20 protein-coding genes and 3 riboswitches are annotated in these 25,148 nt (G+C 71.3%); of the genes, 9 read left to right on the top strand and 11 right to left on the bottom strand.

From position 1 onward, the window contains the following. Nucleotides 1-71: 71 nt before the first annotated feature. Nucleotides 72-1,484 carry a short-chain fatty acyl-CoA regulator family protein gene (locus tag B9S64_RS32860; RefSeq protein WP_103493357.1) on the bottom strand — a complete coding sequence of 471 codons (1,413 nt, stop codon included), beginning with the start codon at nucleotides 1,482-1,484 and terminating at the stop codon, nucleotides 72-74. 382 nt (nucleotides 1,485-1,866) lie between these two features. On the opposite strand from B9S64_RS32860, the gene aceA reads away from it, so the two are divergent. The 8 genes from aceA (at nucleotide 1,867) to thiI (ending at nucleotide 12,233) form a co-directional block, all read left to right on the top strand. Beyond that, nucleotides 1,867-3,168, top strand: a complete 1,302-nt coding sequence (gene aceA / locus B9S64_RS32855; RefSeq protein ID WP_103493358.1) for an isocitrate lyase — start codon at nucleotides 1,867-1,869, stop codon at nucleotides 3,166-3,168. Nucleotides 3,169-3,240: 72 nt separating this feature from the next. Further along, on the top strand, nucleotides 3,241-4,821 hold the full coding sequence (locus B9S64_RS32850) for a malate synthase (RefSeq protein WP_103493359.1): 1,581 nt from the start codon (nucleotides 3,241-3,243) through the stop codon (nucleotides 4,819-4,821). Next, on the top strand, nucleotides 4,818-5,687 hold the full coding sequence (locus tag B9S64_RS32845) for a 3-hydroxybutyryl-CoA dehydrogenase (protein ID WP_103493360.1): 870 nt from the start codon (nucleotides 4,818-4,820) through the stop codon (nucleotides 5,685-5,687). Before B9S64_RS32850 ends, B9S64_RS32845 begins: the two co-directional genes overlap by 4 nt. A 199-nt stretch (nucleotides 5,688-5,886) precedes the next feature. Next, a riboswitch (cobalamin riboswitch) is annotated at nucleotides 5,887-6,074 on the top strand. A gap of 407 nt (nucleotides 6,075-6,481) precedes the next feature. After that, entirely contained in the window at nucleotides 6,482-6,853 is a 372-nt protein-coding gene (locus B9S64_RS32840; RefSeq protein WP_146060176.1) for a hypothetical protein, read from the top strand. A gap of 65 nt (nucleotides 6,854-6,918) precedes the next feature. Then, nucleotides 6,919-7,149, top strand: a riboswitch (cobalamin riboswitch). A gap of 166 nt (nucleotides 7,150-7,315) precedes the next feature. Beyond that, nucleotides 7,316-7,747, top strand: a complete 432-nt coding sequence (nrdI, locus tag B9S64_RS32835) for a class Ib ribonucleoside-diphosphate reductase assembly flavoprotein NrdI (protein ID WP_181012423.1) — start codon at nucleotides 7,316-7,318, stop codon at nucleotides 7,745-7,747. After that, nucleotides 7,744-9,903, top strand: a complete 2,160-nt coding sequence (gene nrdE, locus B9S64_RS32830; protein WP_103493391.1) for a class 1b ribonucleoside-diphosphate reductase subunit alpha — start codon at nucleotides 7,744-7,746, stop codon at nucleotides 9,901-9,903. Before nrdI ends, nrdE begins: the two co-directional genes overlap by 4 nt. Before the next feature lie 40 nt (nucleotides 9,904-9,943). Then, nucleotides 9,944-10,966: a class 1b ribonucleoside-diphosphate reductase subunit beta gene (gene nrdF, locus B9S64_RS32825; protein ID WP_103493362.1), complete on the top strand. Its 1,023-nt coding sequence runs from the start codon at nucleotides 9,944-9,946 to the stop codon at nucleotides 10,964-10,966. A gap of 10 nt (nucleotides 10,967-10,976) precedes the next feature. Beyond that, a complete protein-coding gene (gene thiI / locus B9S64_RS32820) occupies nucleotides 10,977-12,233 on the top strand; it encodes a tRNA uracil 4-sulfurtransferase ThiI (protein ID WP_103493363.1) in 1,257 nt (418 codons plus the stop codon). A 5-nt stretch (nucleotides 12,234-12,238) separates the two neighbouring features. Here thiI and B9S64_RS32815 read toward each other — a convergent pair whose 3' ends face one another. From B9S64_RS32815 to B9S64_RS32805, 3 genes are read right to left on the bottom strand one after another with little or no spacing between them, the layout of a single operon-like run. After that, on the bottom strand, nucleotides 12,239-13,375 hold the full coding sequence (locus B9S64_RS32815; RefSeq protein WP_103493364.1) for a bifunctional 2-methylcitrate synthase/citrate synthase: 1,137 nt from the start codon (nucleotides 13,373-13,375) through the stop codon (nucleotides 12,239-12,241). Between the two features lie 33 nt (nucleotides 13,376-13,408). Continuing rightward, entirely contained in the window at nucleotides 13,409-14,317 is a 909-nt protein-coding gene (gene prpB, locus B9S64_RS32810; RefSeq protein ID WP_181012424.1) for a methylisocitrate lyase, read from the bottom strand. Continuing rightward, complete coding sequence (locus tag B9S64_RS32805; protein ID WP_103493365.1) at nucleotides 14,317-15,825, bottom strand: MmgE/PrpD family protein; 1,509 nt, start codon at nucleotides 15,823-15,825, stop codon at nucleotides 14,317-14,319. The genes prpB and B9S64_RS32805 overlap by 1 nt, the downstream gene beginning before the upstream one ends. A gap of 208 nt (nucleotides 15,826-16,033) precedes the next feature. On the opposite strand from B9S64_RS32805, the gene B9S64_RS32800 reads away from it, so the two are divergent. After that, nucleotides 16,034-17,476: a short-chain fatty acyl-CoA regulator family protein gene (locus tag B9S64_RS32800; RefSeq protein ID WP_103493366.1), complete on the top strand. Its 1,443-nt coding sequence runs from the start codon at nucleotides 16,034-16,036 to the stop codon at nucleotides 17,474-17,476. Between the two features lie 21 nt (nucleotides 17,477-17,497). Here the strand turns inward: B9S64_RS32800 and B9S64_RS32795 are convergent, their stop codons facing one another. The 7 genes from B9S64_RS32795 to B9S64_RS32765 form a co-directional block, all read right to left on the bottom strand. Beyond that, a complete protein-coding gene (locus B9S64_RS32795; protein WP_103493367.1) occupies nucleotides 17,498-18,289 on the bottom strand; it encodes an enoyl-CoA hydratase in 792 nt (263 codons plus the stop codon). Beyond that, the gene (gene mmsB, locus B9S64_RS32790; RefSeq protein WP_258038026.1) at nucleotides 18,286-19,296 is read right to left on the bottom strand and encodes a 3-hydroxyisobutyrate dehydrogenase; all 1,011 of its coding nucleotides are present in this window, start codon (nucleotides 19,294-19,296) and stop codon (nucleotides 18,286-18,288) included. Before mmsB ends, B9S64_RS32795 begins: the two co-directional genes overlap by 4 nt. Further along, nucleotides 19,179-20,240, bottom strand: a complete 1,062-nt coding sequence (locus tag B9S64_RS32785) for an enoyl-CoA hydratase/isomerase family protein (RefSeq protein ID WP_103493369.1) — start codon at nucleotides 20,238-20,240, stop codon at nucleotides 19,179-19,181. The genes mmsB and B9S64_RS32785 overlap by 118 nt, the downstream gene beginning before the upstream one ends. Then, nucleotides 20,237-21,385 (bottom strand): acyl-CoA dehydrogenase family protein, encoded by a 1,149-nt coding sequence (locus B9S64_RS32780; RefSeq protein WP_103493370.1) that lies wholly within the window; start codon nucleotides 21,383-21,385, stop codon nucleotides 20,237-20,239. Before B9S64_RS32780 ends, B9S64_RS32785 begins: the two co-directional genes overlap by 4 nt. Nucleotides 21,386-21,391: 6 nt before the next feature. Continuing rightward, nucleotides 21,392-22,915, bottom strand: coding sequence for a CoA-acylating methylmalonate-semialdehyde dehydrogenase (locus B9S64_RS32775; RefSeq protein ID WP_103493371.1), 1,524 nt, complete (start codon nucleotides 22,913-22,915; stop codon nucleotides 21,392-21,394). A gap of 181 nt (nucleotides 22,916-23,096) precedes the next feature. Further along, a riboswitch (cobalamin riboswitch) is annotated at nucleotides 23,097-23,278 on the bottom strand. 90 nt (nucleotides 23,279-23,368) lie between these two features. Then, nucleotides 23,369-24,199 carry a precorrin-6A synthase (deacetylating) gene (gene cobF / locus B9S64_RS32770; RefSeq protein WP_103493372.1) on the bottom strand — a complete coding sequence of 277 codons (831 nt, stop codon included), beginning with the start codon at nucleotides 24,197-24,199 and terminating at the stop codon, nucleotides 23,369-23,371. A gap of 44 nt (nucleotides 24,200-24,243) precedes the next feature. Beyond that, nucleotides 24,244-25,083 carry a CoA ester lyase gene (locus B9S64_RS32765; protein ID WP_103493373.1) on the bottom strand — a complete coding sequence of 280 codons (840 nt, stop codon included), beginning with the start codon at nucleotides 25,081-25,083 and terminating at the stop codon, nucleotides 24,244-24,246. Nucleotides 25,084-25,148 lie beyond the last annotated feature (65 nt).

Raw genomic sequence — 25,148 nt, 5'->3', positions numbered from 1 at the left:
TCCGGCCATCTTTCCACCTCGTACGCCGTGCTGTCAGGGTGGGGGCACTCCGGGAAGGCCCGGCGACGTGATCAGCCGGCGGTCCGGTCGCTCTCGACCGGATAGGGCACGAAGGTGCTGCTGTTCTGGTCGATGAGCAGCGGGCGGCCGAGCGGTGGTGCGGCCCGCTGGGAGCAGTCGAGGCGTTCGCAGACGCGGCAGCCCATGCCGATGGGGGTGGCGGTGGACGGATTGGTCAGGTCGAGGCCGTCCGAGTAGACGAGCCGGTGGGCGTGGCGGATCTCGCAGCCGAGGCCGATGGCGTAGGTCTTGCCGGGTTCGCCCCAGCCGCCGCAGTGCCGGGTGACGGCTCGCGCGGTCCACAGGAACCGCTGGCCGTCGGGCATTTCGGCGACCTGGACGTGGATGCGCCCCGGCGCGGCGAACGCCTCGTACACGTTCCACAGGGGGCAGGTGCCGCCGGCCCGGGAGAAGTGGAAGCCGGTCGCGGACTGGCGTTTGGACAGGTTGCCGGCGCGGTCGACACGGACGAAGGAGAACGGCACACCGCGGAGTCTCGGCCGCTGGAGGGTGCTCAGCCGGTGACAGATCGTCTCGTAGCCGAGACCGAAGTGGTCGGTGAGCCGCTCGATGTCGTAGCGCGCGCTTTCGGCCGCCGCGTGGAAGGCAGCGTAGGGCAGGACCAGGGCGGCGGCGAAGTAGTTGGCGATTCCGATGCGGGCCAGCGCGTGGGTGGGCGATCCGGGCGGGAAGTCCTCGCCGGCCAGCCGGTCGAGGTCCTCCCGGTGTTCGAACAGGGCCAGTTGGGTCGCCATGCGGAACGCGCGCTGACCGGGCCGTAGCCGGGAGGACAGGTGGAGGGTGCGGCTCGCGTCGTCGTAACGGTGCAGCCGTACGCCTGGCTCGGCGGCCAGACGGACACCGTGCTCCGTGGCGAGCCTCGCGGTGAGGGCTCCGGTCACCTCTCCCGGCCTGACCCCGATCTCACCGGCAAGGCGCTCGGCGGCGAGGTCGGTGTCGTGGAGGTAGTTCTGGTGGCGGTAGAAGAAGTCGCGGATCTCCTCGTGGGGCGAGAAGACGGCTCCCCGGTCACGGTCCCGGCCGTCCGCCGCCCCGGCCAGGCGCTCGGACAGCTGCTGGTTGCGGCGGCCGAGGCCGAGAAGGACGTGGGCGACCCCGGGCAGCCGGGCAGCCAGGTCACCGAGGTCGGCCGCGGACACCCTGGACTCGGCGATCTCCCCGGCGAGCGCCTCACGGAGGTCGGCCATCAGGCGTGTGGTGTCGCGCTCGGAGAAGAACCCCGGGTCCACACCGAACGCCTCGGTCAGCCGGAGCAGGACGGGCACGGTGAGGGGGCGGGAATCGTGCTCCATCTGGTTGAGGTAGCTCGGCGAGATGGCGAGCACGCGGGCGAGATCCGCCTGGCTCATCCGGCGCTCCTCGCGCAGCCGCCGCAGCCGTGCGCCCGCGTACGTCTTGCTCACCGAACCGCTCCTCCACACCGGGGACCCGATCCGGTCAGCGTAAGGCAACAGTCCCCCTGCCGTGCCTTCGCAAGCTTGGCAAAAACCGTCGGGAAGATTCGCAAAGGTTGGCATGCATCCACGCTTGATGGCACTCAGTGCCAGTGCCAGAGTCGTACCGCGGCCCGCCGGAACCAGCAGGAAGCGCCCGGACCTGGGGCACGATTTCCGCCCTGACGTCGGAGACCCCGGCAGCGGCAGTCACCTGCGCAGGCAACATTGCCCAGCTCCACCGCCCAGGTGACGGCGGGCCGCACCACAGCATCACGACACGCAGTGCCACCTCGGTTCATCCGGACGGTGGGATTGGCAGCCAGTACAGAACGAGGAGACGGTGACAGTCATGGCAGAAGCGAGCACGCGGACGGCCGAGGAGCTGGCGCGGCGCTGGGCCGACGACCCGCGCTGGCAGGGCATCGAGCGGACGTACACCGCCGAGGACGTGGTCCGTCTCGCCGGCAGCGTCCGTGAGGAGCACACCCTGGCCCGGCGCGGTGCCAAGCGGCTGTGGCGGCAGCTGCACGACCTGGACTACGTCCACGCGCTCGGCGCGCTGACAGGCGGTCAGGCCGTCCAGCAGGTCAGGGCCGGGCTGCAGGCCATCTATCTGTCGGGCTGGCAGGTCGCCGCCGATGCCAACCAGGCCGGTCACACCTATCCGGACCAGAGCCTCTACCCCGTCAACTCCGTGCCGCAGGTGGTCCGCCGGATCAACAACGCCCTGCTGCGCGCCGACCAGATCGCCACTGCCGAGAACGCCGGTGACACCACGGACTGGCTCGCGCCGATCGTCGCGGACGCGGAAGCCGGATTCGGCGGCCCGCTCAACGCCTTCGAGCTGACCAAGGCGATGATCGCGGCGGGCGCGGCCGGCATCCACTACGAGGACCAGCTCGCCTCCGAGAAGAAGTGCGGCCACCTCGGCGGCAAGGTACTGGTGCCGACCTCGCAGCACATCCGCACCCTGAACGCGGCCCGGCTCGCGGCCGACATCGCGGACGTGCCCACCCTCGTCGTCGCCCGCACCGACGCCCTCGCCGCCAACCTGCTCACCAGCGACGTGGACGAGCGGGACGCCGAGTTCGTCACCGGCGAGCGCACGGCCGAGGGCTTCTACCGGGTGCGCAACGGCATGGCGCCGGTCATCGCCCGCGGTCTCGCCTACGCCCCCTACGCCGACCTCATCTGGGTCGAGACCGGCACCCCGGACCTGAAGCAGGCACGGGAGTTCGCCGAGGCCGTCCACGCCCGGTACCCGGACCAGATGCTCGCCTACAACTGCTCGCCCTCCTTCAATTGGAAGGCCGCACTGGACGACGACCAGATCGCCAGGTTCCAGCGGGAGCTGGGCGCGATGGGCTACAAGTTCCAGTTCATCACCCTGGCCGGCTTCCACTCCCTCAACCACGGCATGTTCGATCTCGCCCGGGGCTACGCCGACCACGGCATGACCGCCTACGTCGACCTCCAGGAGAAGGAGTTCGCCGCACAGGCCCAGGGCTTCACCGCCGTCAAACACCAGCGTGAGGTCGGCACCGGCTACTTCGACCTCGTCTCCACCGCCGTCAACCCCGCCTCCTCCACCACCGCCCTGGCCGGGTCCACGGAGGAAGAGCAGTTCCACCAGGGCGTGTTCCGGAAGTAGCGCCTGGCCCGGCCGGCGGAGGGGGACGAACCGTCCCCGTCCCCCTCCGCTCTCACCCCTCAGGAGAGCCCGATGACCCTCACCGCCCTCACCCGTCAGGTCCGCGTCCTCGCCGCACCCGGACACCGGCACGAAGAGATCCTCACCCCCGCCGCCCTGGACTTCGTCGGACGGCTCGCCGAAGCGTTCGCACCGCGTCGGCGGGATCTGATGAAGGAACGCCGCCGGCAGGCACAGCGACTGGCGTCGGGCTCGCCTCTCGACTTCCCCATGGTCACCTCCGCCGTACGCGACGACCCCACCTGGCGGGTGGCACCGCCCGCGCCGGGACTGACCGACCGCCGCGTGGAGATCACCGCCCCGCCCGACCGCCGGACGGCCCTGGCCGCGCTCGACTCCGGTGCCCAGGTGTGGACGGCGGACTTCGAGGACGCCACCGCGCCCCTGTGGGACAACGTCGTCGGCGGTCAGCTCACCCTGCTCGACGCCGTCGAGCGGCGCATCGGCCGCACCACGCGGGAGGGTCAGGGACACCGGCTCCCCACCGTCGTGGTCCGCCCGCGCGGCTGGCACCTGGACGAGGAGCACCTGGAGTACGACGGCCGCCCGGTGCCCGCCGCGCTCGTCGACTTCGGCCTCTTCTTCTTCCACTGCGCCCAGCGGCAGATCGACGCCGGACACGGCCCGTACTTCTCGCTGCCCAAGCTGGAGAACCGCTACGAGGCGCGGTTGTGGAACGAGGTCTTCCTGCTCGCCCAGGAGCTGCTCGGCATCCCCCGTGGCACGGTCCGCGCCACCGTCCTCATCGAGACGATCACCGCCGCCTTCGAGATGGAGGAGATCCTCTACGAACTGCGTGAGCACAGCGCGGGGCTGGGCGTGGGGCACCGGGACTACCTGTTCAGCCTGATCAAGACCTTCGGCCACCGTTCCGACTTCCTCCTCCCCGACCGCGCGAGGGTGACGACGACCGCGCCCTTCCTGCGGGCCCGCGCGGAACTCCTCGTCCGCACCTGCCACCGGCGCGGCGCCCACGCCGTCGGCGGGACGGCCGCCCAGGACCCGGGCGAGGACCCGGCGGCGGGCGAAGCGGTGTCCGCCACGGTCCGGCTGGACAAGGAGCGGGAGGCGGAGGACGGTTTCGACGGGTCCCAGGTGGCTCGTCCCGCACTGGTCCCCGTCTGCCGTGACATCTTCGACAGGGTCCTGGGCGAACGCCCCCACCAACTCGACCGCACACGCGACGATGTGGAGGTCACCGCGGCCGACCTGCTGTCCGTACGCCGGATCAGCGGCCCGGCCACCCCGGACGAGGTGCGCGCCTGCGTCTCCGTCACGCTGCGGTACCAGGCCGCCTGGCTGCGCGGTCGGGGTGCGGTCGTGCTCGACGGGCTGGCGGCGGACGCGGCCACCGCCGAGATCGCCCGCGCGCAGATCTGGCAGTGGCTACGGCACCGGGTCACCGACCGGGAGACCGTGACGGAGCTGCTCGACCGTGAGGTCACCGCACTCCGCGCGGAGCACCCGCGCGCACATGTGGACGACGTCCGCGCCCTTTTCGAACGCACCGCCCTGGGCCGCGAGTTGCCGCTCTTCTTCACCCCGGACGCCTACAGCCGCCACCTCGTGCGCCACCCGGAGGTGCGGGCATGAGCGCGGGCGTCGCACGCGTCGGTGTGGTCGGCGGCGGGCAGATGGGTGCGGGGATCGCCGAGGTGTGCGCCCGGTCCGGGGTGGACACGGTGGTGTGCGAGGTGGACGCGGTCGCGGCGCGTGCCGCCCGGGACCGCGTGGCCGCCTCGCTGGACCGCGCCGTTCGACGGGGCAAGCTGAGCCGGGAGGCCTCCGAGGCCGCGCTCGCGCGGCTCGTCTTCACCAGCGGTCTGGACGGTCTCGCCGACCGCCAGCTCGTCGTCGAGGCCGTGGTCGAGAACCGGGACGCCAAGACCGAGGTCTTCGCCGCCCTCGACAAGATCGTCGAAGACCCGGCCGCGGTTCTCGCCACCAACACGTCCTCCCTGCCCGTCATGCGGCTCGGCATGGCGACCGCCCGCGCCGACCGGGTGATCGGCCTGCACTTCTTCAACCCGGTGCCGGTGCTGCCGCTGGTCGAGGTGGTGCCCTCGCTGCACACCTCGGCCGGGACCACGGCCCTGGTCGAGGACTTCGTCGTCCGCACGCTCGGCAAGAAGGCCGTCCGTTCCCAGGACCGTGCGGGCTTCGTGGTCAATGCCCTGCTCGTCCCCTACCTCCTTTCCGCCGTCCGCATGGCGGAATCCGGTTTCGCCACCGCGGAGGACATCGACACGGGCATGAAGCTCGGCTGCGCCCACCCCATGGGCCCGCTCGAACTCGCCGACCTGATCGGCCTGGACACCGTCGCCTCCATCGCGGAGTCCCTCTACGACGAGTTCCGTGAATCCCTCTACGCGCCGCCGCCGCTGCTCCAGCGCATGGTGGAGGCAGGACTGCTGGGCCGGAAGACCGGCAGGGGGTTCCACACCTACTACCAGGGCTGAGGGCCTGGTACGACGCGGGCCGGTGGGCCCGCACCGCCGTGGGGGTGAGGGTCCCCGCGGCAGCACGGCGGAGGGGCGGGGAGCGCGCGGGCGGCGCTTCCCGCCCCTCCGCGTTCCGGTGCCGGCGCGCCCGCCTCTGCCGCGGATGCCGGGCGGCTCTCCTCCCTTCGCGGCACCACCCCGTAGGCTGGCCGCAGCAGTTGGTCCGCCCTGTCCGCCAGACAGACGCGTCGTAAGAGGGAACCCGGTGGGAATCCGGGACTGCCCCGCAGCGGTGAGTGGGAACGACCGCCGTCATACGCACTGGGTCCGCACGGACCTGGGAAGCGACGGCCAGTAGGTGTCTGCCCCGGCAGACGTGCCCACGAGTCCGAAGACCTGCCACCTGCCCGCGTGCGGGTCCTTCCGTGCGCGGACATCTCGGTGACCTCGTGGGCGGGTCGGCGTACACACCAGACGGAACGACCGTGCCCGTGCCGCGCGGCGTCGTGGCCGTCCGGTTCGTCACCCCTTCGCGCCCGTGTCCCGTCGCCGGGATTCCGAGGAGTCGCTCGCGAAGGAGATGTCCGTGACAGCACGGCCCACGGCAGCACGTACCGCACCTACGGCGTGTTGCGAAAGTAGCGGCGCCCGCCCGGACCTTCGCCCGCGACGGCCGGCCCGCCGCGGCCGCCCCGCACCGTACGGCATGAGCTGCCCGGCTCCGTACCGAACCGTCCAGGGGCCGGGACGCCACAGACGTCCCCGCCCGTCCCACAGCACCGTCGTGAACGAGGCGGGAAGGGGACCCACCGGTGCGTGGTAAACCGCGAAAGGTCGTCGTGGACGGCGAGCCCATGGTCGCCGTGTCCGAGAAGGAATACGAGAATCTGCTGGCCATGCGCAGACAGCTCGGCAGTCAGACCGCCAGGTTGCGGATGCTGCGCGACACGCTGATCGACGTGGGCGCGTTCCTGGATTCCGTGGCCGAGGCGCTCGGCGGCGGAACTCCGCCAGGGGCTCAGGAGGAGCCCTCGGCCTCCGGCCCTCCGCCGTCCCGCCCGGCCCTGGTCACGGAGATGCACCGACGCGCGCACCAGGTGCGCTCCGTCATCGGGGCACGACGCACGCCGCGCACGTCACGCACGTCGCAGGACCCCTCCGCCTCCGGCCGAAGCAATGCTTAGGTATACCTAACTATCGCCTGCGACACAACATCTGGGGTGTTCACCACGCGCCAGCTTCTAGATGTAGTGTTGTTGGTGCTGGTGGTTCGCCGGGTACGTCTGTGCCCGGCGTCGCAAGAGGGAACCCGGTGAAAGACCGGGACTGCCCCGCAGCGGTGAGTGGGAACGACCGCCGTCACACGCACTGGGCCTGGAAACCGGGCCCGGGAAGCGACGGCCAGTAGGAGTCGCGTACGGCGTTGTCCGGCGCGACGGGCCCGCGAGTCCGAAGACCTGCCACCGGTGCGCACGCCGGACCGCGGTGTGCGCGCTCCGAGGCCCCGAGGGAGGGCCAGGTGGCAGACGCGCGGCGCCGGGTGAGGCTTGTCCGTTCACCATCCGGCCCCCAGCCGTACGCGCCGCCCGCTCCTCCCCTCCCGGTCCTCGGACGGACACGGGAACGAGTGAGAGGAGACGGCGCCGATGAGCGGTCTCGTGTATTTCTCCAGCGTCTCGGAGAACACCAGGCGCTTCGTGGAGAAGCTGGGCCTGCCCGCCACCCGGATCCCCCTGCATCCCCGCCGTGACGGCATGCCCCTGGTCACCGAGCCCTATGTGCTCGTCGTGCCGACCTACGGCGGGGGCGAGCGCGCGGGCGCGGTCCCCAAACAGGTGATCCGCTTTCTGAACGTCGAGGCCAACCGGGCGCTGCTGCGGGGGGTCATCGCCTCCGGCAACACCAACTTCGGCGCGGACTACTGCCTGGCCGGCCGGGTGATCTCGGCGAAGTGCGGGGTCCCGGAGCTGTACCGATTCGAACTGCTGGGCACGGACCGAGACGTCCGCGCCGTAAGGGAAGGGCTACGAGAGTTTTGGACACGACACTCATCGACGGCGGGGCGGCAGGCGGCATGAACGCCCTCACCACGGCCGCCACGGGCCGGCGCGAGTCGGTCGGCACGCGCAAGGACTACCACGCGCTGAACGCCATGCTGAACCTGTACGACTGCGACGGCGCCATCCAGTTCGACAAGGACCGCGAGGCCGTCCGCCAGTACTTCCTCCAGCACGTCAACCCGAACACGGTGGTGTTCGGGTCGCTGAAGGAGAAGATCGACCACCTCGTGGAGAACGACTACTACGAGGAGGCGCCCCTCCGCCGCTACCGGTGGGAGTTCCTGGAGGACCTGTACCGGCAGGCGTACGCCCACGAGCACCGCTTCCGTACCTTCCTCGGCGCGTTCAAGTACTACACCTCGTACACGCTGAAGACCTTCGACGGCTCCCGCTACCTGGAGCGGTACGAGGACCGGATCGTCGCCACCGCCCTGTTCCTCGGCGCCGGTGACGAGGCGCTCGCGGCCCGGCTGGTGGACGAGATGATGACCGGCCGCTTCCAGCCGGCCACCCCGACCTTCCTCAACGCGGGCAAGGCCCAGCGCGGTGAGCTGGTCTCCTGCTTCCTGCTGCGGGTCGAGGACAACCTGGAATCCATCGGACGGGGCGTCAACTCCGCGCTCCAGCTCTCCAAGCGCGGTGGCGGTGTGGCGCTGCTGCTCACCAACCTGCGCGAGCAGGGCGCCCCGATCAAGAAGATCGAGAACCAGTCGTCCGGTGTCGTCCCGGTGATGAAGCTCCTGGAGGACTCCTTCTCCTACGCCAACCAGCTGGGCGCCCGGCAGGGCGCGGGTGCGGTGTACCTGCACGCGCACCACCCGGACATCATGCGGTTCCTGGACACCAAGCGGGAGAACGCGGACGAGAAGATCCGCATCAAGACGCTCTCCCTCGGGGTCGTCGTCCCCGACATCACCTTCGAACTCGCCAAGCGCGACGAGGACATGCACCTGTTCTCGCCGTACGACGTCGAACGCGAGTACGGCAGGCCGCTGTCGGACCTGTCGGTGAGCGAGCACTACGACGACCTGGTCGCCAACCCGCGTGTGCGCAAGACGACCCTGAGCGCCCGCGAGTTCTTCAAGACGGTCGCGGAGCTGCAGTTCGAGTCCGGCTATCCGTACCTGCTGTTCGAGGACACGGTGAACCGGGCGAACCCCATCCCCGGCTGGATCAACATGTCCAACCTGTGCTCGGAGATCCTCCAGGTCAACACCCCCAGCACCTACGACGCCTCGCTCGGTTACGAGACGGTCGGCAGGGACATCTCCTGCAACCTGGGTTCGCTGAACATCGCCGCGGCGATGGCCTCCCCGGACCTCGGTGCCACCGTGGAGACGGCGGTGCGCGGTCTGACCTCGGTCTCCGACCAGTCCCACATCGACGCCGTGCCGTCCGTGGCCCACGGCAACGACCTCTCCCACTCCATCGGCCTCGGCCAGATGAACCTGCACGGCTACCTCGCCTCGCGTCGCATCCACTACGGCAGCGAGGAGGGCGTCGACTTCACGAACATGTACTTCTACGCCGTGGCCTTCCACGCGCTGCGCGCCTCCAACAGGATCGCGATCGAGCGCGGCAGGGCCTTCGACGGCTTCGAGAAGTCCGCGTACGCCGACGGCTCGTACTTCGACATGTACACCGAGCGGGTGTGGCAGCCGGCCACCGAGCGGGTACGCGCCCTCTTCGCGGAGGCGGGGACCGTCCTGCCCACCCGGGACGACTGGCGTGAGCTGAAGCGTTCCGTACGGGAACACGGCATCTACAACCAGTACCTCCAGGCCGTGCCGCCGACCGGGTCCATCAGCTACATCAACGACTCCACCGCCTCCATCCACCCGATCGCCTCCAAGGTGGAGATCCGCAAGGAGGGCAAGCTCGGCCGCGTGTACTACCCGGCGCCGCACATGGACAACGACAACCTGGAGTACTTCCAGGACGCGTACGAGATCGGCTACGAGAAGATCATCGACACCTACGCGGCGGCCACCCAGCACGTCGACCAGGGCCTGAGCTGCACGCTCTTCTTCCGCGACACGGCCACCACCCGCGACCTGAACAAGGCACAGATCCACGCCTGGCGCAAGGGCATCAAGACCCTGTACTACATCCGGCTGCGCCAGGAGGCCCTGGAAGGCACCGAGATCGAGAACTGCCTGTCCTGCACCCTGTGACCACCGACCACCCCGTACGCGACTCACCGAGGCACCAGCGATGACCACCAGCCCCGCCCCCCTGACCGAGGTCTCGGTCACCCCTCCCTCCTACCGCCACGACCCGGCCGCCCGGTTGCGTCCGGTCAACTGGAACCGGGTCACCGACGAGAAGGACCTGGAGGTGTGGAACCGGCTCACCGCCAACTTCTGGCTGCCCGAGAAGGTCCCGCTCTCCAACGACGTGAACGCCTGGCAGCAGCGGCTCACCGCCGAGGAACGCACCCTGACCATGCGGGTGTTCACCGGTCTGACCATGCTCGACACCGTGCAGGCCACCGTCGGCGAGATCGTCCAGATCCAGGACGCCCGCACCGAGCACGAGGAGGCGGTGTACACCAACATCGCCTTCATGCAGGCCGTGCACGCCCGCAGTTACTCCTCGGTGTTCTCCACGCTCTCCAACACCCCGGAGATCGACGACGCGTACCGCTGGGCGGTGGACAACGACGTCCTCCAGCAGCGCTGCAAGACGGTCCTGAAGCACTACTACGGCGACGACCCGCTGAAGCGGAAGGTCGCCTCCACCCTGCTGTCGTCGCTGCTGCTGTACGCGGGCTTCTACCTGCCGCTGCACTTCTCCACCCACGCCCTGCTCACCAACACGGCCGACATGATCCGGCTGATCCTGCGCGACAAGGCGGTGCACGGCTACTACTCGGGCTACAAGTACCAGCGCGGCCTGGAGAAGCGGACGGCGGCCGAGCGGGAGGAGATGCGGGAGTTCACGTACGACCTGCTGGAGGAGCTGTACCGGCTGGAACTCCGGTACTCGGGCGAGCTGTACGAGCCCTTGGGGCTCATGGACGACGTGGCGGTCTTCGTCCGCTACAACGCCGACAAGGCGCTGATGAACCTCGGCTACCCGGCGCGCTTCTCCGCGGAGGAGACCGCGGTGAACCCGGAGATCCTGGCCGCGCTGTCCCCGGGCGCGGACGAGAACCACGACTTCTTCTCCGGCTCCGGCTCCTCCTACGTCATGGGCAAGGCGGAGGACACCGCCGACGACGACTGGGACTTCTGAGGGGCTGACGATGTCCGGCACACCCGGCGTGCCCGCGCCTCGCCACGCGGCTGACACCTACGGAACCTGTGTGCTGCTCAAGCACGGCGAGGTCTTCCTCAAGGGACGCAACCGCCACCGCTTCACCGAGCGGCTGCACGACAATCTGCGGCTCGCCCTGCGCGGGATCGGCGGGTCCACGTGGATCAAATCCGCCCAGAACGTGACCGTGCTGGGCGGGCAGGTGCCCCAGGAGGCCCTGCTGGAGCGGGCACGCCGGGTGATCGGCTTCAACTCGGTGGAGCCTGCCGTGCGGGTGCCCAGCGATCTGGACGCCATCACCGCGGCGGCCGTCGACGCACTGGGCGCCATCCCGCACGGCGCCACGTTCGCCGTTCGGACCAAGCGGCGGGACAAGCGGTTCCCGCTGACCTCGTCGCGGGTGGACGCGCACATCGGCGCCCGGGTCCTGGCCCGGGTCCCGGGGCTGCGCGTGAATCTGGCCAGGCCGGACGTCACGCTGGCGGTGGAGATCGACCGCGGGGAGACGTATCTGTCCTGGGAACGTCTCCCCGGTCGAAGCGGGCTGCCCGTCGGCTCCAGCGGTCGCGCCCTGGTGCTGCTGTCCGGGGGCTACGACTCCCCCGTCGCCGCCCACCGGGCCATGAGGCGCGGCCTGGCCTGCGACCTCGTGCACTTCAACGGCGCCCCGTACACCAACCCGTCGTCCGTGTACAAGGCGTACGCCCTGGCCCGCGAGCTGAACCGCTACCAGCCGCCCGGCCTCCTGCACGTCATCGCGCTCGGCACGGCGCAGAAGCAGCTCGCCGTGGCCGGCGCGGGACGGCTCCAGGTCGTCGCCCAGCGCCGGCTGATGGTGCGCACGGCCTCCGCGCTGGCCTCTCGTTCCGGCGCGGAGGCCCTCGTCACGGGGGACAGCCTCGGGCAGGTGGCCAGCCAGACGCTGGCCAATCTCGTCGCGGTGGACGAGGCCTCGGCACTGCCCGTGCTGCGTCCGCTGATCGGCTGGGAGAAGCAGGAGATAATAGACGAGGCCCGCTCCGTCGGAACGGCCGGCATCTCCGTGCTGCCCGACGAGGACTGCTGCACACTGCTGGCCCCGCCACGGGTCAGCACCCGCGCCGGGCTGCCGCGGTTGCGGTCCGTCGAGAAGCGACTCGACCTCGACGAGGTGGTCGAAACCCTGCTGGGGGCCGCCCGGACGTTCCGTCCCGGAGCGGACGAGGACGCGCCGGTCCCGAGCGGCGACTGCCCCGCACCCGCCTGACCGGACTACGAGGCGCCCGGCACCGCCCGCTGGCCCGGACCGTCGTACGAGGCCAGCGGGCGGATCAGCGCGTTGTGGGCCAGCTGCTCGGTGATGTGCGCGGTCCAGCCGGTGATCCGGCTCATCACGAAGATCGGTGTGAAGGCGGGGATGTCGAAGCCCATCAGGTGATAGGCGAGGCCGGCCGGGTAGTCCAGGTTCGGGTGGATGCCCTTACGGGTGATCATCGCGTGCCGCAGGGCCGCGTGCAGGGTGGCCAGCCGCGTCACCTCGGGGTCGGCGGCACGCGCCACCAGCCGGTCGAGGGCCTCCTGCATGAGGGGGACGCGGGAGTCGCCGTGCTTGTAGACGCGGTGGCCGAAGCCCATGATCTTCCGCTTGGACGCCAGTGCCTCGTCCAGCCACTCCTCGGCCCGCTGCGGGTCGCCGATCTCCAGCAGCATGTGCATCACGGCCTCGTTGGCGCCGCCGTGCAGAGGGCCCTTGAGGGCACCGATCGCCGCGGTGACCGCGCTGTAGAGGTCGGAGAGGGTGGAGGTGACGACCCGGGCGGTGAACGTCGAGGCGTTGAAGCTGTGTTCCGCGTACAGGGTGAGGGAGATCTCGAAGCAGCGGACGACGTCCGGGTCGGGGACGCTGCCGAAGCACATGTGGAAGAAGTTCTCCGCGTACCCGAGGGCGGGGTCCGGGGGGATGGGGTCCAGACCCCGGCGCCGCCGCTGGTCGGCCGCCACCACGGTGGGCAGCTTGGCCAGCAGGGTGAGGGACTTGGCACGGTTGGCGGCGAGCGAGCCGTCGTCCTCCGTGGGGTCCTCGGCACCGAAGAAGCTGACGGCCGTCCTCAGCACGTCCATCGGGTGGCAGGTCTCGGGCAGCCGGGTCAGCAGCTCCAGCGAGGTGCGGTCCAGGGGCCGCAGGGCACGCTCGCGGGCCGTGAAGTCCTGGAGCTGTGCGGTGTCGGGGAGTTCGCCGTACCAGAGGAGGTGGGCGACCTCCTCGAAGGAGCGGCGGGCGGCGAGGTCCTGGACCGGGTAGCCGCGGTAGGTGAGGGAGTTGGTCTCCTGGATGACGGTGGAGACCTCGGTGGTGTCGACGACGACACCGGCGAGGCCGCGGTGGATCTCGGGCGCGGTGGTGGTCATGGCGATGCCTGCCTTCAGGGGTCAGGTGCCCGGTCAGGTGCCGGGCGGAAGGGTGAAGTCGAAGACGGACGAGTCGAAGGCCGCGTACGCGTCGTAGCCGAGGAGCTCGTACAGCCGGGAGCGGGTCTGCATGTGCGGCAGCAGGGACTCCTGGGTGCCCTCGGCGGCGATGGTGCGCAGTCCGTCCTCGACGGCGCCCATGGCGATGCGCAGCAGCGTCACCGGGTAGAGGGCGATGTTGTAGCCGAGGCTCTCCAGGGTGGCCGTGTGGAGCAGGGGGGTCTTGCCGAACTCGGTGAGGTTGGCGAGCAGCGGAACGTCGATCGCCTCGCGGAACGCCTCGTACTCGGTGACGTCGGCCAGGGCTTCGGGGAAGATCGCGTCCGCGCCGGCGTCGACGTACGCCTTCGCCCGGTCGATCGCCGCGTCCAGTCCCTCGACCGAGCGGGCGTCGGTACGGGCCATCAGCAGGAAGTCCGGGTCCCTGCGGGCGTCGGCGGCTGCCCGGATCCGACGGGCCATCTCCTCGCGGGGCGTGACGGTCTTGCCGTCCAGGTGGCCGCAGCGTTTGGGGTTGACCTGGTCTTCCAGGTGCAGCCCGGCCAGGCCGGCGTCCTCCAGGAGCTGGACGGTGCGGGCCGCGTTCATCGGTTCGCCGAATCCGGTGTCGGCGTCGATGAGGACGGGGAGGTCGGTGACGCGGGTGGTCTGCTGGGCGCGGGCGGCGATCTCGGTCGACGTGGTCAGGCCGATGTCGGGCAGGCCGAGGTCGGCCGCGAGGACCGCGCCCGACAGGTAGGCGGCATCGAAGCCGGTGTCCTGGATGAGGCGGGCGGAGAGCGGGTTGATGGCGCCGGGCATGCGCAGCAGCCGCCCGGAGGCGAGCTGTTCGCGGAAGGTCCGACGGCGTTCGGCGGGCGTGGTGGTGGTGTGCAGCAGCATCAGAACAGGCCCTTCGGCAGGCTCGCGTCGAAGGCGGCGACGGCCTCGGTGTCGACGGCCGGGAACAGGCCGCCGAGGTCGGCCGCCGACAGTTCCGCGAGGCGGGCCGCCGAGTCCAGGAAGGCGTCCTGGGCGGACCGGGTGACGACGCCCTCGGCGAGCGTGCGGAACTTGCCCGTGTACGCGGGGCGGTCGAAGGGCCGGGCGCCGGCCGGGTGGGCGTCGGCCAGGGCGAGTTCGTCCTCGACCACCGTGCCGTCCGCGAGGGTGATCACCGCGCGCCCGCCGAAGGCGCGGCGCTCCGGGTCGGGGTCGTGGTAGCGGCGGGTCCAGGCCGGGTCCTCGACCGTGGTGATCTTCTGCCACAGCTCCACCGTCCCGGGACGCCGGGCACGGTCGGGCGCGTAGGAACGCTCGTGGTGCCACGTCCCGTCCTCCAGGGCCACCGCGAAGATGTAGGGCACCGAGTGGTCGAGGGTCTCGCGGCTGGCGGTGGGGTCGTACTTCTGCGGATCGTTCGCACCGGAGCCGATCACATGGTGGGTGTGGTGGCTGGTGTGCAGGACGATCGAGCGCACCTGGTCCAGCGGCCCCGCCTTCTCCCGCAGGCGCCGGGCCAGGTCGATGATCGCCTGGGCCTGGTACTCGGCGGAGTGCTCCTTGGTGTACGTGTCGAGGATCGCGCGGCGCGGTTCGCCGGGCTCGGGCAGCAGGACCGTGTAGTCGGAGTCCGGTCCGTCGAGCATCCAGGCGAGGAAGCCGTCCTCGCCCTCGTAGACCGGTGACGGGGAGGTCTCCCCGCGCATCGCCCGGTCCACCGCCTCGATGGCCGCCTTGCCGGCGAAGGCGGGCGCGTACGCCTTCCAGCTGGAGATCTCGCCCTTGCGGGACTGCCGGGTGGCGGTGGTGGTGTGCACGGCCTGCTGGACGGCCTGGTAGACCGTCTCGGTCGGCAGCCGCAGCAGGGCGCCCAGTCCGCCCGCGGTGGCGGCGCTGAGGTGGGCCACGTGGTCGATGCGGTGCTCGTGCAGGCAGATGCCCTTGACCAGGGCGACGTGGATCTCGTACGCGGCGATGATCCCGCGCAGCAGGTCGGCGCCGGTGCGGCCGGTGTGCTGGGCGACCGCGAGCAGGGGCGGGATGTTGTCGCCGGGGTGGGAGTAGTCCGCGGCCAGGTAGGTGTCGTGGAAGTCGAGCTCGCGGACGGCGGTGCCGTTGGCCCAGGCGGCCCATTCCGGGGAGACCCGGGAGCGGCTGCCGAAGACGGAGGCACCGGGGGCGGCCGTGCGGTGGGCGGTGGCCTGGGCGCGGGCGACGGCGACGGGGCGGCGCAGCAGGGAGGCGACGGCCACCGAGGCGTTGTCGATCACCCGGTTGACGGCCATCGCGGTGCTGCCTGCGTCCAGCTCCTCGGTGCCGGTGGCCACGGAGGCCAGCTTCCAGGCGAGCTGGTCCTCGCGCGGGAGCCGGTCGGCGCTGGGGTGGACTCGGACGTGGTGCTCGATCACGGGACTCCTCGCGGGTGCGGACGATCCTTGTCGGTGCTGACGTGATCGACGGTGCCCGTTCCGCGGCGGTCCGGCTACCTTCCAATCTGCGGATTTCCTCCATCCGTCCGTTGTGGATCTGCGAAATCTGCGAAGAACGCGGATGCTATGTTCGCAAACAGCGCCTACCGGAATGTCCCCTCTTCCGGCGTGCGACGAGGAGGTACCGATGCCACGAGGACCGGCCGGCCGCAAGGTCTACGCCCACGCGAAGCTGCGGCGGCTCCGCCGTGAGCACGGAATGAACCAGGTCGAGATGGCCCGTGCTCTGGGGATCTCCACCAGTTACGCCAACCAGATCGAGCAGAACCAGCGTCCGCTGACCGCGTCCGTGCTCCTGCGGATCGCCGAGGTCTTCGGCGTCGACGCGGAGTTCTTCTCGGAGGCCGAGGGGGACCGGCTCGCCGCCGATCTGCGGGCCGCGCTCGCCGACGAGGCCTGCGGGGTGTCGCCGCCCGCCCCCGAGGAGATCACCGAGGCCGTCCGTGACCATCCCGAGGTGGCGCGCGCCCTGATCGCCCTGCACCGCCGCTACCGCGACACGGTCGAACAGGCCGCCGCCCTGGGCTCTCCGGGGGCGGCCGGCGATCTGCTGCCTCCCGCCGAGCCGCACGACGAGGTGCGGGACTTCTTCTACACGCACCACAACCACTTCGGATCGCTCGACACCGAGGCCGAACGGACCGCCGCCGCGCTGGACCTGCGTCCGGGCAAAGCGGCCGACCCCCTCACGGCGCTGCTCACCGAACGCCACCACGTCCGCGTCGTCCAGGCGGCACCGGACCGGGCCGGCGACGCGCGGCGCTTCGCCCCCGGGTCCGGGCTGCTGTTCCTCTCCCCCTGGCTCAGTGACGGCCAGCGCGCCTTCCAGCTCGCCACCCAGCTCGCCCTGCTGGAACACGGCCCGCTCCTGGACCAGTTGGTGTCCGGCGCCACCGGACTCACCTCGCCGCAGTCGCCGGCGCTGGCCCGGATCGGCCTGGCGAACTACTTCGCGGGCGCCCTCCTCATGCCGTACACCGCCTTCCACACGGTGGCCGAGGAGGTGCGGTACGACATCGAGCTGCTCTCCGCGCGCTTCGGCGTCGGCTTCGAGACGGTCTGTCACCGCCTGAGCACCCTCCAGCGCACCGGACGCCGGGGCGTGCCGTTCTCCTTCCTGCGCGTCGACCGGGCCGGGAACATCTCGAAGCGGCAGTCCGCGACCGACTTCCACTTCTCCCGCCTCGGCGGCACCTGTCCCCTGTGGACGGTGTACGAGGCGTTCTCGGCGCCGGGCAGGATACTGACCCAGGTCGCCGAAATGCCGGATGGCAAAAGGTACTTCTGGGTGGCCCGGACCATCGCACGAGGAGGCTTCGGCCACCACGCCCCGCGCGCCGAGTTCGCCGTCGCCCTCGGCTGCGAGCTGCGCCACGCCCCTCGCCTGGTCTACGCCGAGGGCGTCGCCCTCGACGACTCCCGCGCCGCCACGCCGATCGGGCTCGGCTGCCGGATCTGCGAGCGCCGTGACTGCGCGCAGCGGGCACGCCCGCCGGCGGGCGGCCGTCTGGCCGTCGATCCCGACCGGCGGGCCTATGTGCCCTATCCCGTGGAGAGCACCGGGGCGTGACGGGCTCCTGGTCCGTACGGGTCAGCGGTGCCGGAAGGCGGGGGGCCGCTTGTCCGTGAAGGCGGTCATGCCCTCCTTCTGGTCCGCGGTGGCGAACACCGCGTGGAAGAGCCGGCGTTCGAAGCGGACGCCTTCGGCCAGGGTCGTCTCGAACGCCCGGTTGACCGCCTCCTTGGCCATCATGGCCACCGGCAGCGACATGCCCGCCACGGTCTCGGCGACCGCCAGTGCCTCACCGACCAGCTCGTCGGCGGGCACGACCCGGGAGACGAGTCCGGCCCGCTCCGCCTCGGCGGCGTCCATGGTGCGCCCGGTCAGGCACAGCTCCATGGCCTTGGCCTTGCCCACCGCGCGGGTCAGCCGCTGGGAGCCGCCGATGCCGGGGATCACCCCGAGCTTGATCTCCGGCTGGCCGAAGACGGCGGTGTCGGCGGCGAGCACGATGTCGCAGAGCATGGCCAGCTCGCAGCCGCCGCCGAGGGCGTATCCGGCGACGGCGGCGACGGTCGGGGTCCGCAGCTGTCCGAGCCGGTCCCAGGCGGCGAACCAGTCGGTGAGGTACATGTCCATGTACCCCCGCGGCCGCATCTCCTTGATGTCGGCGCCGGCCGCGAACGCCTTCGCGGAGCCGGTGATCACGACGCAGCCGCAGTCGGGGTCCCGGTCGAGGGCCTCGGTGGCGGCCACGACGTCGTGCATCACCTGGAGGTTCAGCGCGTTGAGCGCCTTGGGCCGGTTGAGGGTGAGCAGGGCGGTGCGGCCCTTGCGTTCGACGAGGACGGTCTCGTACCCGCCGGTGGATTCGGTGGTCATCCCTCTGCTCCGCTCCGGTCCCTGACGGTTCGCACGATGCCGGAGAAGTCCTCCGAGTCACCGACGTGTTCGGCGTATCTGGCGTACAACTCGGCGGCCCGCATGCCGAGTTCGGCGTGCACACCGCCCTCACGGGCGGCGTTGGCGGCCAGGCCCAGGTCCTTGGCCATCAGGGAGGCGGCGAATCCCGGCCGGTACGCGCGGTTGGCGGGGCTCGTCGGGACGGGCCCGGGGACGGGGCAGTTGACGCTGAGTGACCAGCACTGTCCGGACGCCGTGGAGGCCACGTCGTACAGCGCCTGGTGCGACAGCCCGAGGCTCTCGCCGAGGACGAACGCCTCGCTGACCGCGATCATGGAGACGCCGAGGATCATGTTGTTGCAGATCTTGGCGGCCTGTCCGGCGCCCGGTCCGCCGCAGTGCACGGCCCTCTTGCCCATGACCTCCAGCAGGGGACCGGCCTCGGCGAACTCGGCCTCTCCCCCACCCGCCATGAAGGTGAGCGTGGCGGCCTCCGCGCCGACCACCCCTCCGGAGACGGGGGCGTCCAGGGCCCGCACCCCGGCGGCGACGGCCCGCTCGTGGGCGGTGCGCGCGTCGGCGACGTCGATGGTGGAGCAGTCGACGAAGAGGGTGCCGGGGCGCGCGGCGGTCAGGATGCCGTCGTAGAGGGACAGCACGTGGCGCCCGGCGGGCAGCATGCTGACGACCACGTCGGCGGCGGCGACGGCCTCGGCCGCGGACGCGGCTGGTTCCACGCCGGAACCGGCGGCGGTCTCCACCGCCGCGGGCACCAGGTCGTGTCCCAGCACCCGGTGGCCGGCCTTGGCGAGGTTGACGGCCATCGGGCCGCCCATGTGTCCGAGTCCGATGAACGCGACGGTCCGGCTCACCAGGCCACCTCCTCGGTGGTGTCGGCCGCGACGGCGCGTCCGCGCCCGTCGGGAGAGGTGAGGAAGCGCTCGACATCCGCGTCGGTGACCTCGGCGAGGGTGGCCGGAGACCAGCTGGGGTCACGGTCCTTGTCGATGACCTGGGCCCGGATGCCCTCCACCAGGTCGGGGGCGGTCAGCATCGCGAGGGACACCCGGTACTCCTGCTCCAGCACGCGTTCCAGTGGCCCGAGCCGGCGGGCCCGGCGGAGGGCCGCCAGGGTGACCTTGAGCGCGGTCGGGGACTTGGTGAGCAGGGTCCCGGCGGTCTTCTCGGCGTCCTGGCCGCCGTGGGCGAGGAGCCGCCGGACGATCTCCTCGACGGTGCCGGCCGAGAAACAGGCGTCGATCCATTCCCTCCGGCCGGGCAGTTCTCCTGGCGGCGGCTCCTGGACGTGGCGTGCGAGGGCCTCTCGTACCGGCAGCCCGGCGAGGTCGCCGAGGAAGGACGGGAGCGAGGCCGAGGGCATGTGGTGGTCGGCGAGCCCGCACAGCAGGGCGTCCGCGGCGCCGATCGGCGCGCCCGTCAGGGCGAGGTGGGTACCCAGCTCGCCGGGGGCCAGGGCGAGCAGGTAGGTGCCGCCGACGTCGGGGACGAAGCCGATCCCGGTCTCGGGCATGGCGATCCTGGACCGCTCGGTGACGACCCGGACGCTGCCGTGCGCCGAGACGCCGACACCGCCGCCCATCACGATGCCGTCCATGACCGCGACATAGGGCTTCGGATAGCGGGCGATCCGGGCGTTGAGGCGGTACTCGTCACGCCAGAAGGCGGCCGACGCGCTGCCGTCGCCGTCGCGGGCGTCGTCGTGGACGGCCCGGATGTCGCCGCCCGCGCACAGACCTCGGTCCCCCTCTCCGGTGATGACGACGGTCTCGACCGCCGGGTCGTGCGCCCACCGTGTGAGCGCCTCGTCGATACGGAGCACCATCGCGTGGGTGAGTGCGTTCAGGGCCTTGGGCCGGTTCAGGCGGATGTGGCCGAGACGGCCGCTCGTACGGACAAGGACGTCGTTCATCCGAACGCCTCCGTCAGACCGCGGGCCACGATGACGCGCATGATCTCGTTGGTTCCTTCCAGGATCTGATGGACACGCAGGTCGCGGACGATCTTCTCGATGCCGTACTCGCTGAGGTAGCCGTACCCGCCGTGGAGCTGGAGGGCGCGGTCGGCGACCGAGTAGCCGGTGTCGGTGGCGAACCGCTTCGCCATCGCGCACAGGTACGGTGCCTGCGGATCGCCCCGGTCGAGCGCCTGGGCGGCCTGTCCCACCAGGGCACGGGCCGCGGCGAGTTCGGTCGCCATGTCGGCGAGACGGAAGCGCAGCGCCTGGGCGTCGAGGAGCCTCATGCCGAACGCCTCGCGGTCGGCCAGATGGGTCAGGCTGCGGTCCAGGCTGCTGCGGGCACCGCCCAGGGAGCAGGCGGCGATGCCGAGACGCCCGCCGTTGAGGCCGCTCATGGCCATCCGGAAGCCCTCGCCCTCCCGGCCGAGGAGCCGGTCGGCGGGCAGGCGGACCCCGTCCAGGACCACCTGGCGCGTGGGCTGGGCGTTCCATCCCATCTTCCGCTCGTTCGGCCCGAAGGTGACGCCGGGATCGTCCCTGTCGACGACGAACGCGGACACCCCGCCGGCGCCCTCGCCGCCGGTGCGGGCCATCACGACGTACACCTGGGCGGCCCCGGCGCCGGAGATGAACTGCTTGACCCCGGTGAGCTCCCAGCCGTCGCCGTCCCGGACGGCGCGGCTCGTCAGGGCCGCCGCGTCCGAGCCCGCGCCCGGCTCGGTCAGGCAGTAGCTGGCGAGGTCCTCCATGGCGCACAGACGCGGCAGCCACCGCTCGCGCTGGGCGTCGCCGCCGTAGTGGTCGACCATCCAGGCGACCATGTTGTGGATGGAGAGGTATCCGGCGATGGACGGACAGCCGGAGGCGAGGGACTCGAACACGAGGACGCCGTCGGCCCGGGTGAGCCCCTGACCGCCGGACTCCTCGCGGACGTAGACGCCACCGAGACCGAGCCCGGCCGCCTTGCGCAGTACGTCCACCGGGAAGTGCTTGTCGCGGTCCCAGTCGAGGGCGTGCGGGGCGAGGTGGTCCTGGGCGAAGTCGAGGGTGGTCTCCACGAGGGCCTGCTGGTCCTCGGTGAGCAGGGTGCTGGTCATGGCCGCTCAGCCCATCGTGGGGATCGTGAAACTGGCGCCCTCGCGCAGACCCGCGGGCCAGCGGGAGGTGACCGTCTTCGTACGGGTGTAGAAGCGGATCGCGTCGGGCCCGTGCTGGTTGAGGTCGCCGAAGCCGGAGCGCTTCCAGCCGCCGAAGGTGTGGTAGGCCACCGGCACCGGGATGGGCACGTTGACGCCGACCATGCCGGTGTCCACCCGCCGGGTGAAGTCCCGGGCGGTGTCCCCGTCGCGGGTGAAGATCGCGACGCCGTTGCCGTAGACGTGCTCGCTGGGCAGGCGCAGGGCCTCCTCGTAGTCGGCGGCGCGTACGACGGAGAGCACCGGGCCGAAGATCTCCTCCTGGTAGATCCGCATGGAAGGGGTCACCCGGTCGAAGAGGGAGGCTCCGGCGAAGAACCCGTTCTCATGACCCGGCAGGACGAAGTCCCTCCCGTCCACGACGAGTTCGGCGCCCTCTTCGACTCCGAGGCCGACGTAGGAGCGGACCCGGTCGACGGCGTCCGGGCCGATCAGGGGGCCGAAGTCGGCGTCGGGGTCGTCGCCGCGCCCGATCCGCAGGGTGCCGATGCGCTCCTTGAGCCGGGCCACGAGGGCGTCGGCGGTGTCCTCGCCGACCGGGACCGCGACGGAGATCGCCATGCAGCGCTCGCCGGCCGAGCCGTACCCGGCGCCGATCAGGGCGTCCACCGCCTGGTCCAGGTCGGCGTCCGGCATCACGATCATGTGGTTCTTCGCCCCGCCGAAGCACTGGGCGCGCTTGCCGTGGGCGGCGGCCGTGGCGTAGACGTGCGCCGCGACCGGTGTCGAGCCGACGAAGCCGAGGGCCGCCACCCGCGGGTCTTCCAGGAGGGTGTCGACGGCCTCGCGGGCCCCGTTGACCACGTTCAGGACGCCGGGCGGCAGGCCCGCCTCCAGGAAGAGTTCGGCGAGCCGCAGCGGAACCGACGGGTCGCGCTCGGACGGCTTGAGGATGAAGGCGTTGCCGCAGGCGAGTGCGGGTGCGGCCTTCCACAGGGGGATCATCGCCGGGAAGTTGAACGGGGTGATGCCGGCGACCACGCCGAGCGGGGCGCGAAGCGAGTGGACGTCGATGCCGGTGCCGGCGTTGTCGGTGAACTCGCCCTTGAGCAGGTGCGGGATCCCCGCCGCGAACTCGACCACCTCCAGACCACGCTGGATGTCACCGTGTGCGTCGGCGACCGTCTTGCCGTGCTCGGCAGACAGCAGCCGGGCCAGCGCGTCCTTCTCGCCCTCGACGAGCTGGAGGAACCGCGTCAGGACGCGGGCGCGCCGCTGCGGGTTCCACCCGCCCCACTCGCGTTGGGCGCGGACGGCGTCGGCGACGGCCGCCTCCGTCTCGGTGCGGTCGGCGAGGGGCACGAGGGCCTGGATCTCGCCGGTGTTCGGGTCGTACACCTCGCCGTGGGCCCCCGAGGTTCCCGGGGTGTGCTTGCCGCCGATGAAGTGGGTCAACTCGCGCACGGAGGCGCGTTCCTGCTCGCGGACCATGACTGCCTGCTCTCGTCAGGAGGGATCCGGGGACGGCGCGCCGAGCCCGCACACGTACGCGGGTGGCGTACGGGCGCCGGGGGGCGCGAGATCGCATAGGGCCGAAGTCCCGTCAGACGGCGGGCTCACCAGGGTCGTGGGTACACACCTGTGCCATGCGTGTCAGCTCCATCCTCGTGGACAACACGGAACGTCCCGCGGCCGGTATCCTGACTCCCGGATCAGCGTGCGCCGTCCGCCTTCCCGACATCCTGCTCGTCAGTGGCGTCCTGCTCGACGGCGTACTCCCCGGTCACAGTGGCGGGACCGTGCCGGAATCACACCGGCTTCCCTGCACCGCGGGCCTTGTACCCGCCACTCTATAGTTGGACGTCCTAGTAAATCCAGCACCCGTGTCAGGGTCCGTCAGGTCAGCCGGACGGGGCCGTACCGCGGCAGGTGCCGGAGCTTGTCCTACGCGTCGCCGCCCGGCTCCCCGGGTGTCACCGGTGCCGTCGGTCCGGTCCCCGCGTCCGCGAGCCGCAGCAGGTACGTGTCCATGATCCAGCCGTGCCGGCTCCGCGCCTCGGCCCGCAACCGCCTGATCCGGTCCGCCACGTCCCGCAGCGGTCCCGCGACCAGCAGTTCGTCGGGCGTACCGAGGTACGCCCCCCAGTAGATCCAGACGCCCTCCCCCTCGATCCGGGAGAACGACTCGTGTGCGTCGAGCATGACGACGATGTCGCCGTCGTCGTTCTGGCCGACGTCGAAGAGCCGCCGGGCGGGAGTGATGTGCACCGGCCGGCCGACCTGGTTGAGGGGGATGCGGTGCCGGGCGGCGAGCGAGGAGACGCTGCTGATGCCGGGAACGACCTCGACGTCCGGCGAGACGGTGCCACGCGCCTCGATGTCGGCCAGGATGCCGAGCGTGCTGTCGTACAGGGACGGGTCGCCCCACACGAGGAAGGCACCGGTCTCCTCGGCCGTCATCTCGTCACGCAGCATGGCCTCGAAGAGGTCCGCGCGACGGGTACGCCAGTCGTCGACGGCCAGGGTGTAGTCACCGCGCCCCATCGGGCGCCTGTCCCGGCTCGGGTCGTCGGTCTCCACGACGCGGTAGGGCATCCGCGCGTGCTCGTCCAGCATGCGGAGCCGCAGGTCCGTGAGTGACGCCTTCTCGGGCCCCTTCCCGACGACGAAGAAGACGTCGGTGCGCCGCATGGCCTTCACCGCGGCGAGGGTCAGGTGGTCCGGGTCGCCCGCTCCGATACCGATGACGAGGATCCGGCGCTGCTGTGCGGTCATGGTACGCAGTCTCACACGCGCGTCCCTGGGGAGGGCGCGCGGGCTCAGTGCGCGCCGGCCTCCCGCGCCGCCGCCAGGACGCGCCGGGCGCCGCGCACCACCGCCTCGTCGATCATGCGGCCGGACTCGTCCTGAGCCACGCCCGAGCCTGCGCTCTCGAATCGCTCGACCAGTGCGCGGGCCCGGTCGAGTTCACTGGTGGACGGGGTGAACACCTCGTTGACGACGGCGAGTTGGGCAGGGTGGATGCAGGTCCGGCCGCCGAAGCCGAGGCGCTTGAGGGCGGTGGTGGAGCGGCGCAGGGCGCCGAGGTCACGGAAGTCGGTGCTGACCGGGCCGAGCGGCGGTGCCAGCCGGGCGGCCGCGCTCACCAGGGTGAGCTGCGTCCTGGGCCACAGCAGCTCCCTCTCGTCCGGCCCGGGGACGATGCCCGTGTCGGCGCAGAAGTCCGCCTCACCGAGCTGCATTCTCGTCACCCGTGGCGCTCGGGCCATCAGCGGCGCGGCCAGCAGGGCGGCCGCGCTCTCCAGGAGGGGGCAGAGCGCGATCCAGGGGGCCGAGGCCAGTTCGCCGGCCACGGCGGCGAGGTCGTCGACGTGCTCGGCCTTGGCCACCACGATCCCGGCGACAGCGGGAAGGGCCACCGCGCGGGCGTCGAGAAGTCCCGGGCCGCCGGGATTGATCCGGACCCAGATCTCCGTGCCCGACCGGGACCCGGACGGCGGCAGTTCCCCCAGCCATCGGGCGGCGGTGGTCCGCGCGTACTCCTTCGCCGCCGGGGCGACACCGTCCTCCAGGTCCACGATCACGGCGTCGGCGCCTCTCCCGAGGGCCTTCGCCAGCATGTCCGGACGGTCCCCCGGCACGTACAGCGCGGATCTCACGCTTCGTCCTCCTTCATGGCCGCTCGGTGGGGCGCGGTGGCGGAGCGGCTCCGTCCGCCACCGCG

Origin of the sequence: Streptomyces sp. SM18 (assembly GCF_002910775.2) — a bacterium.
Classification (GTDB): Bacteria; Actinomycetota; Actinomycetes; order Streptomycetales; family Streptomycetaceae; genus Streptomyces; species Streptomyces halstedii.
The sequence above is the reverse complement of the archived record's forward strand: the minus strand, read 5'-3'. Positions and strand labels throughout refer to the sequence as shown.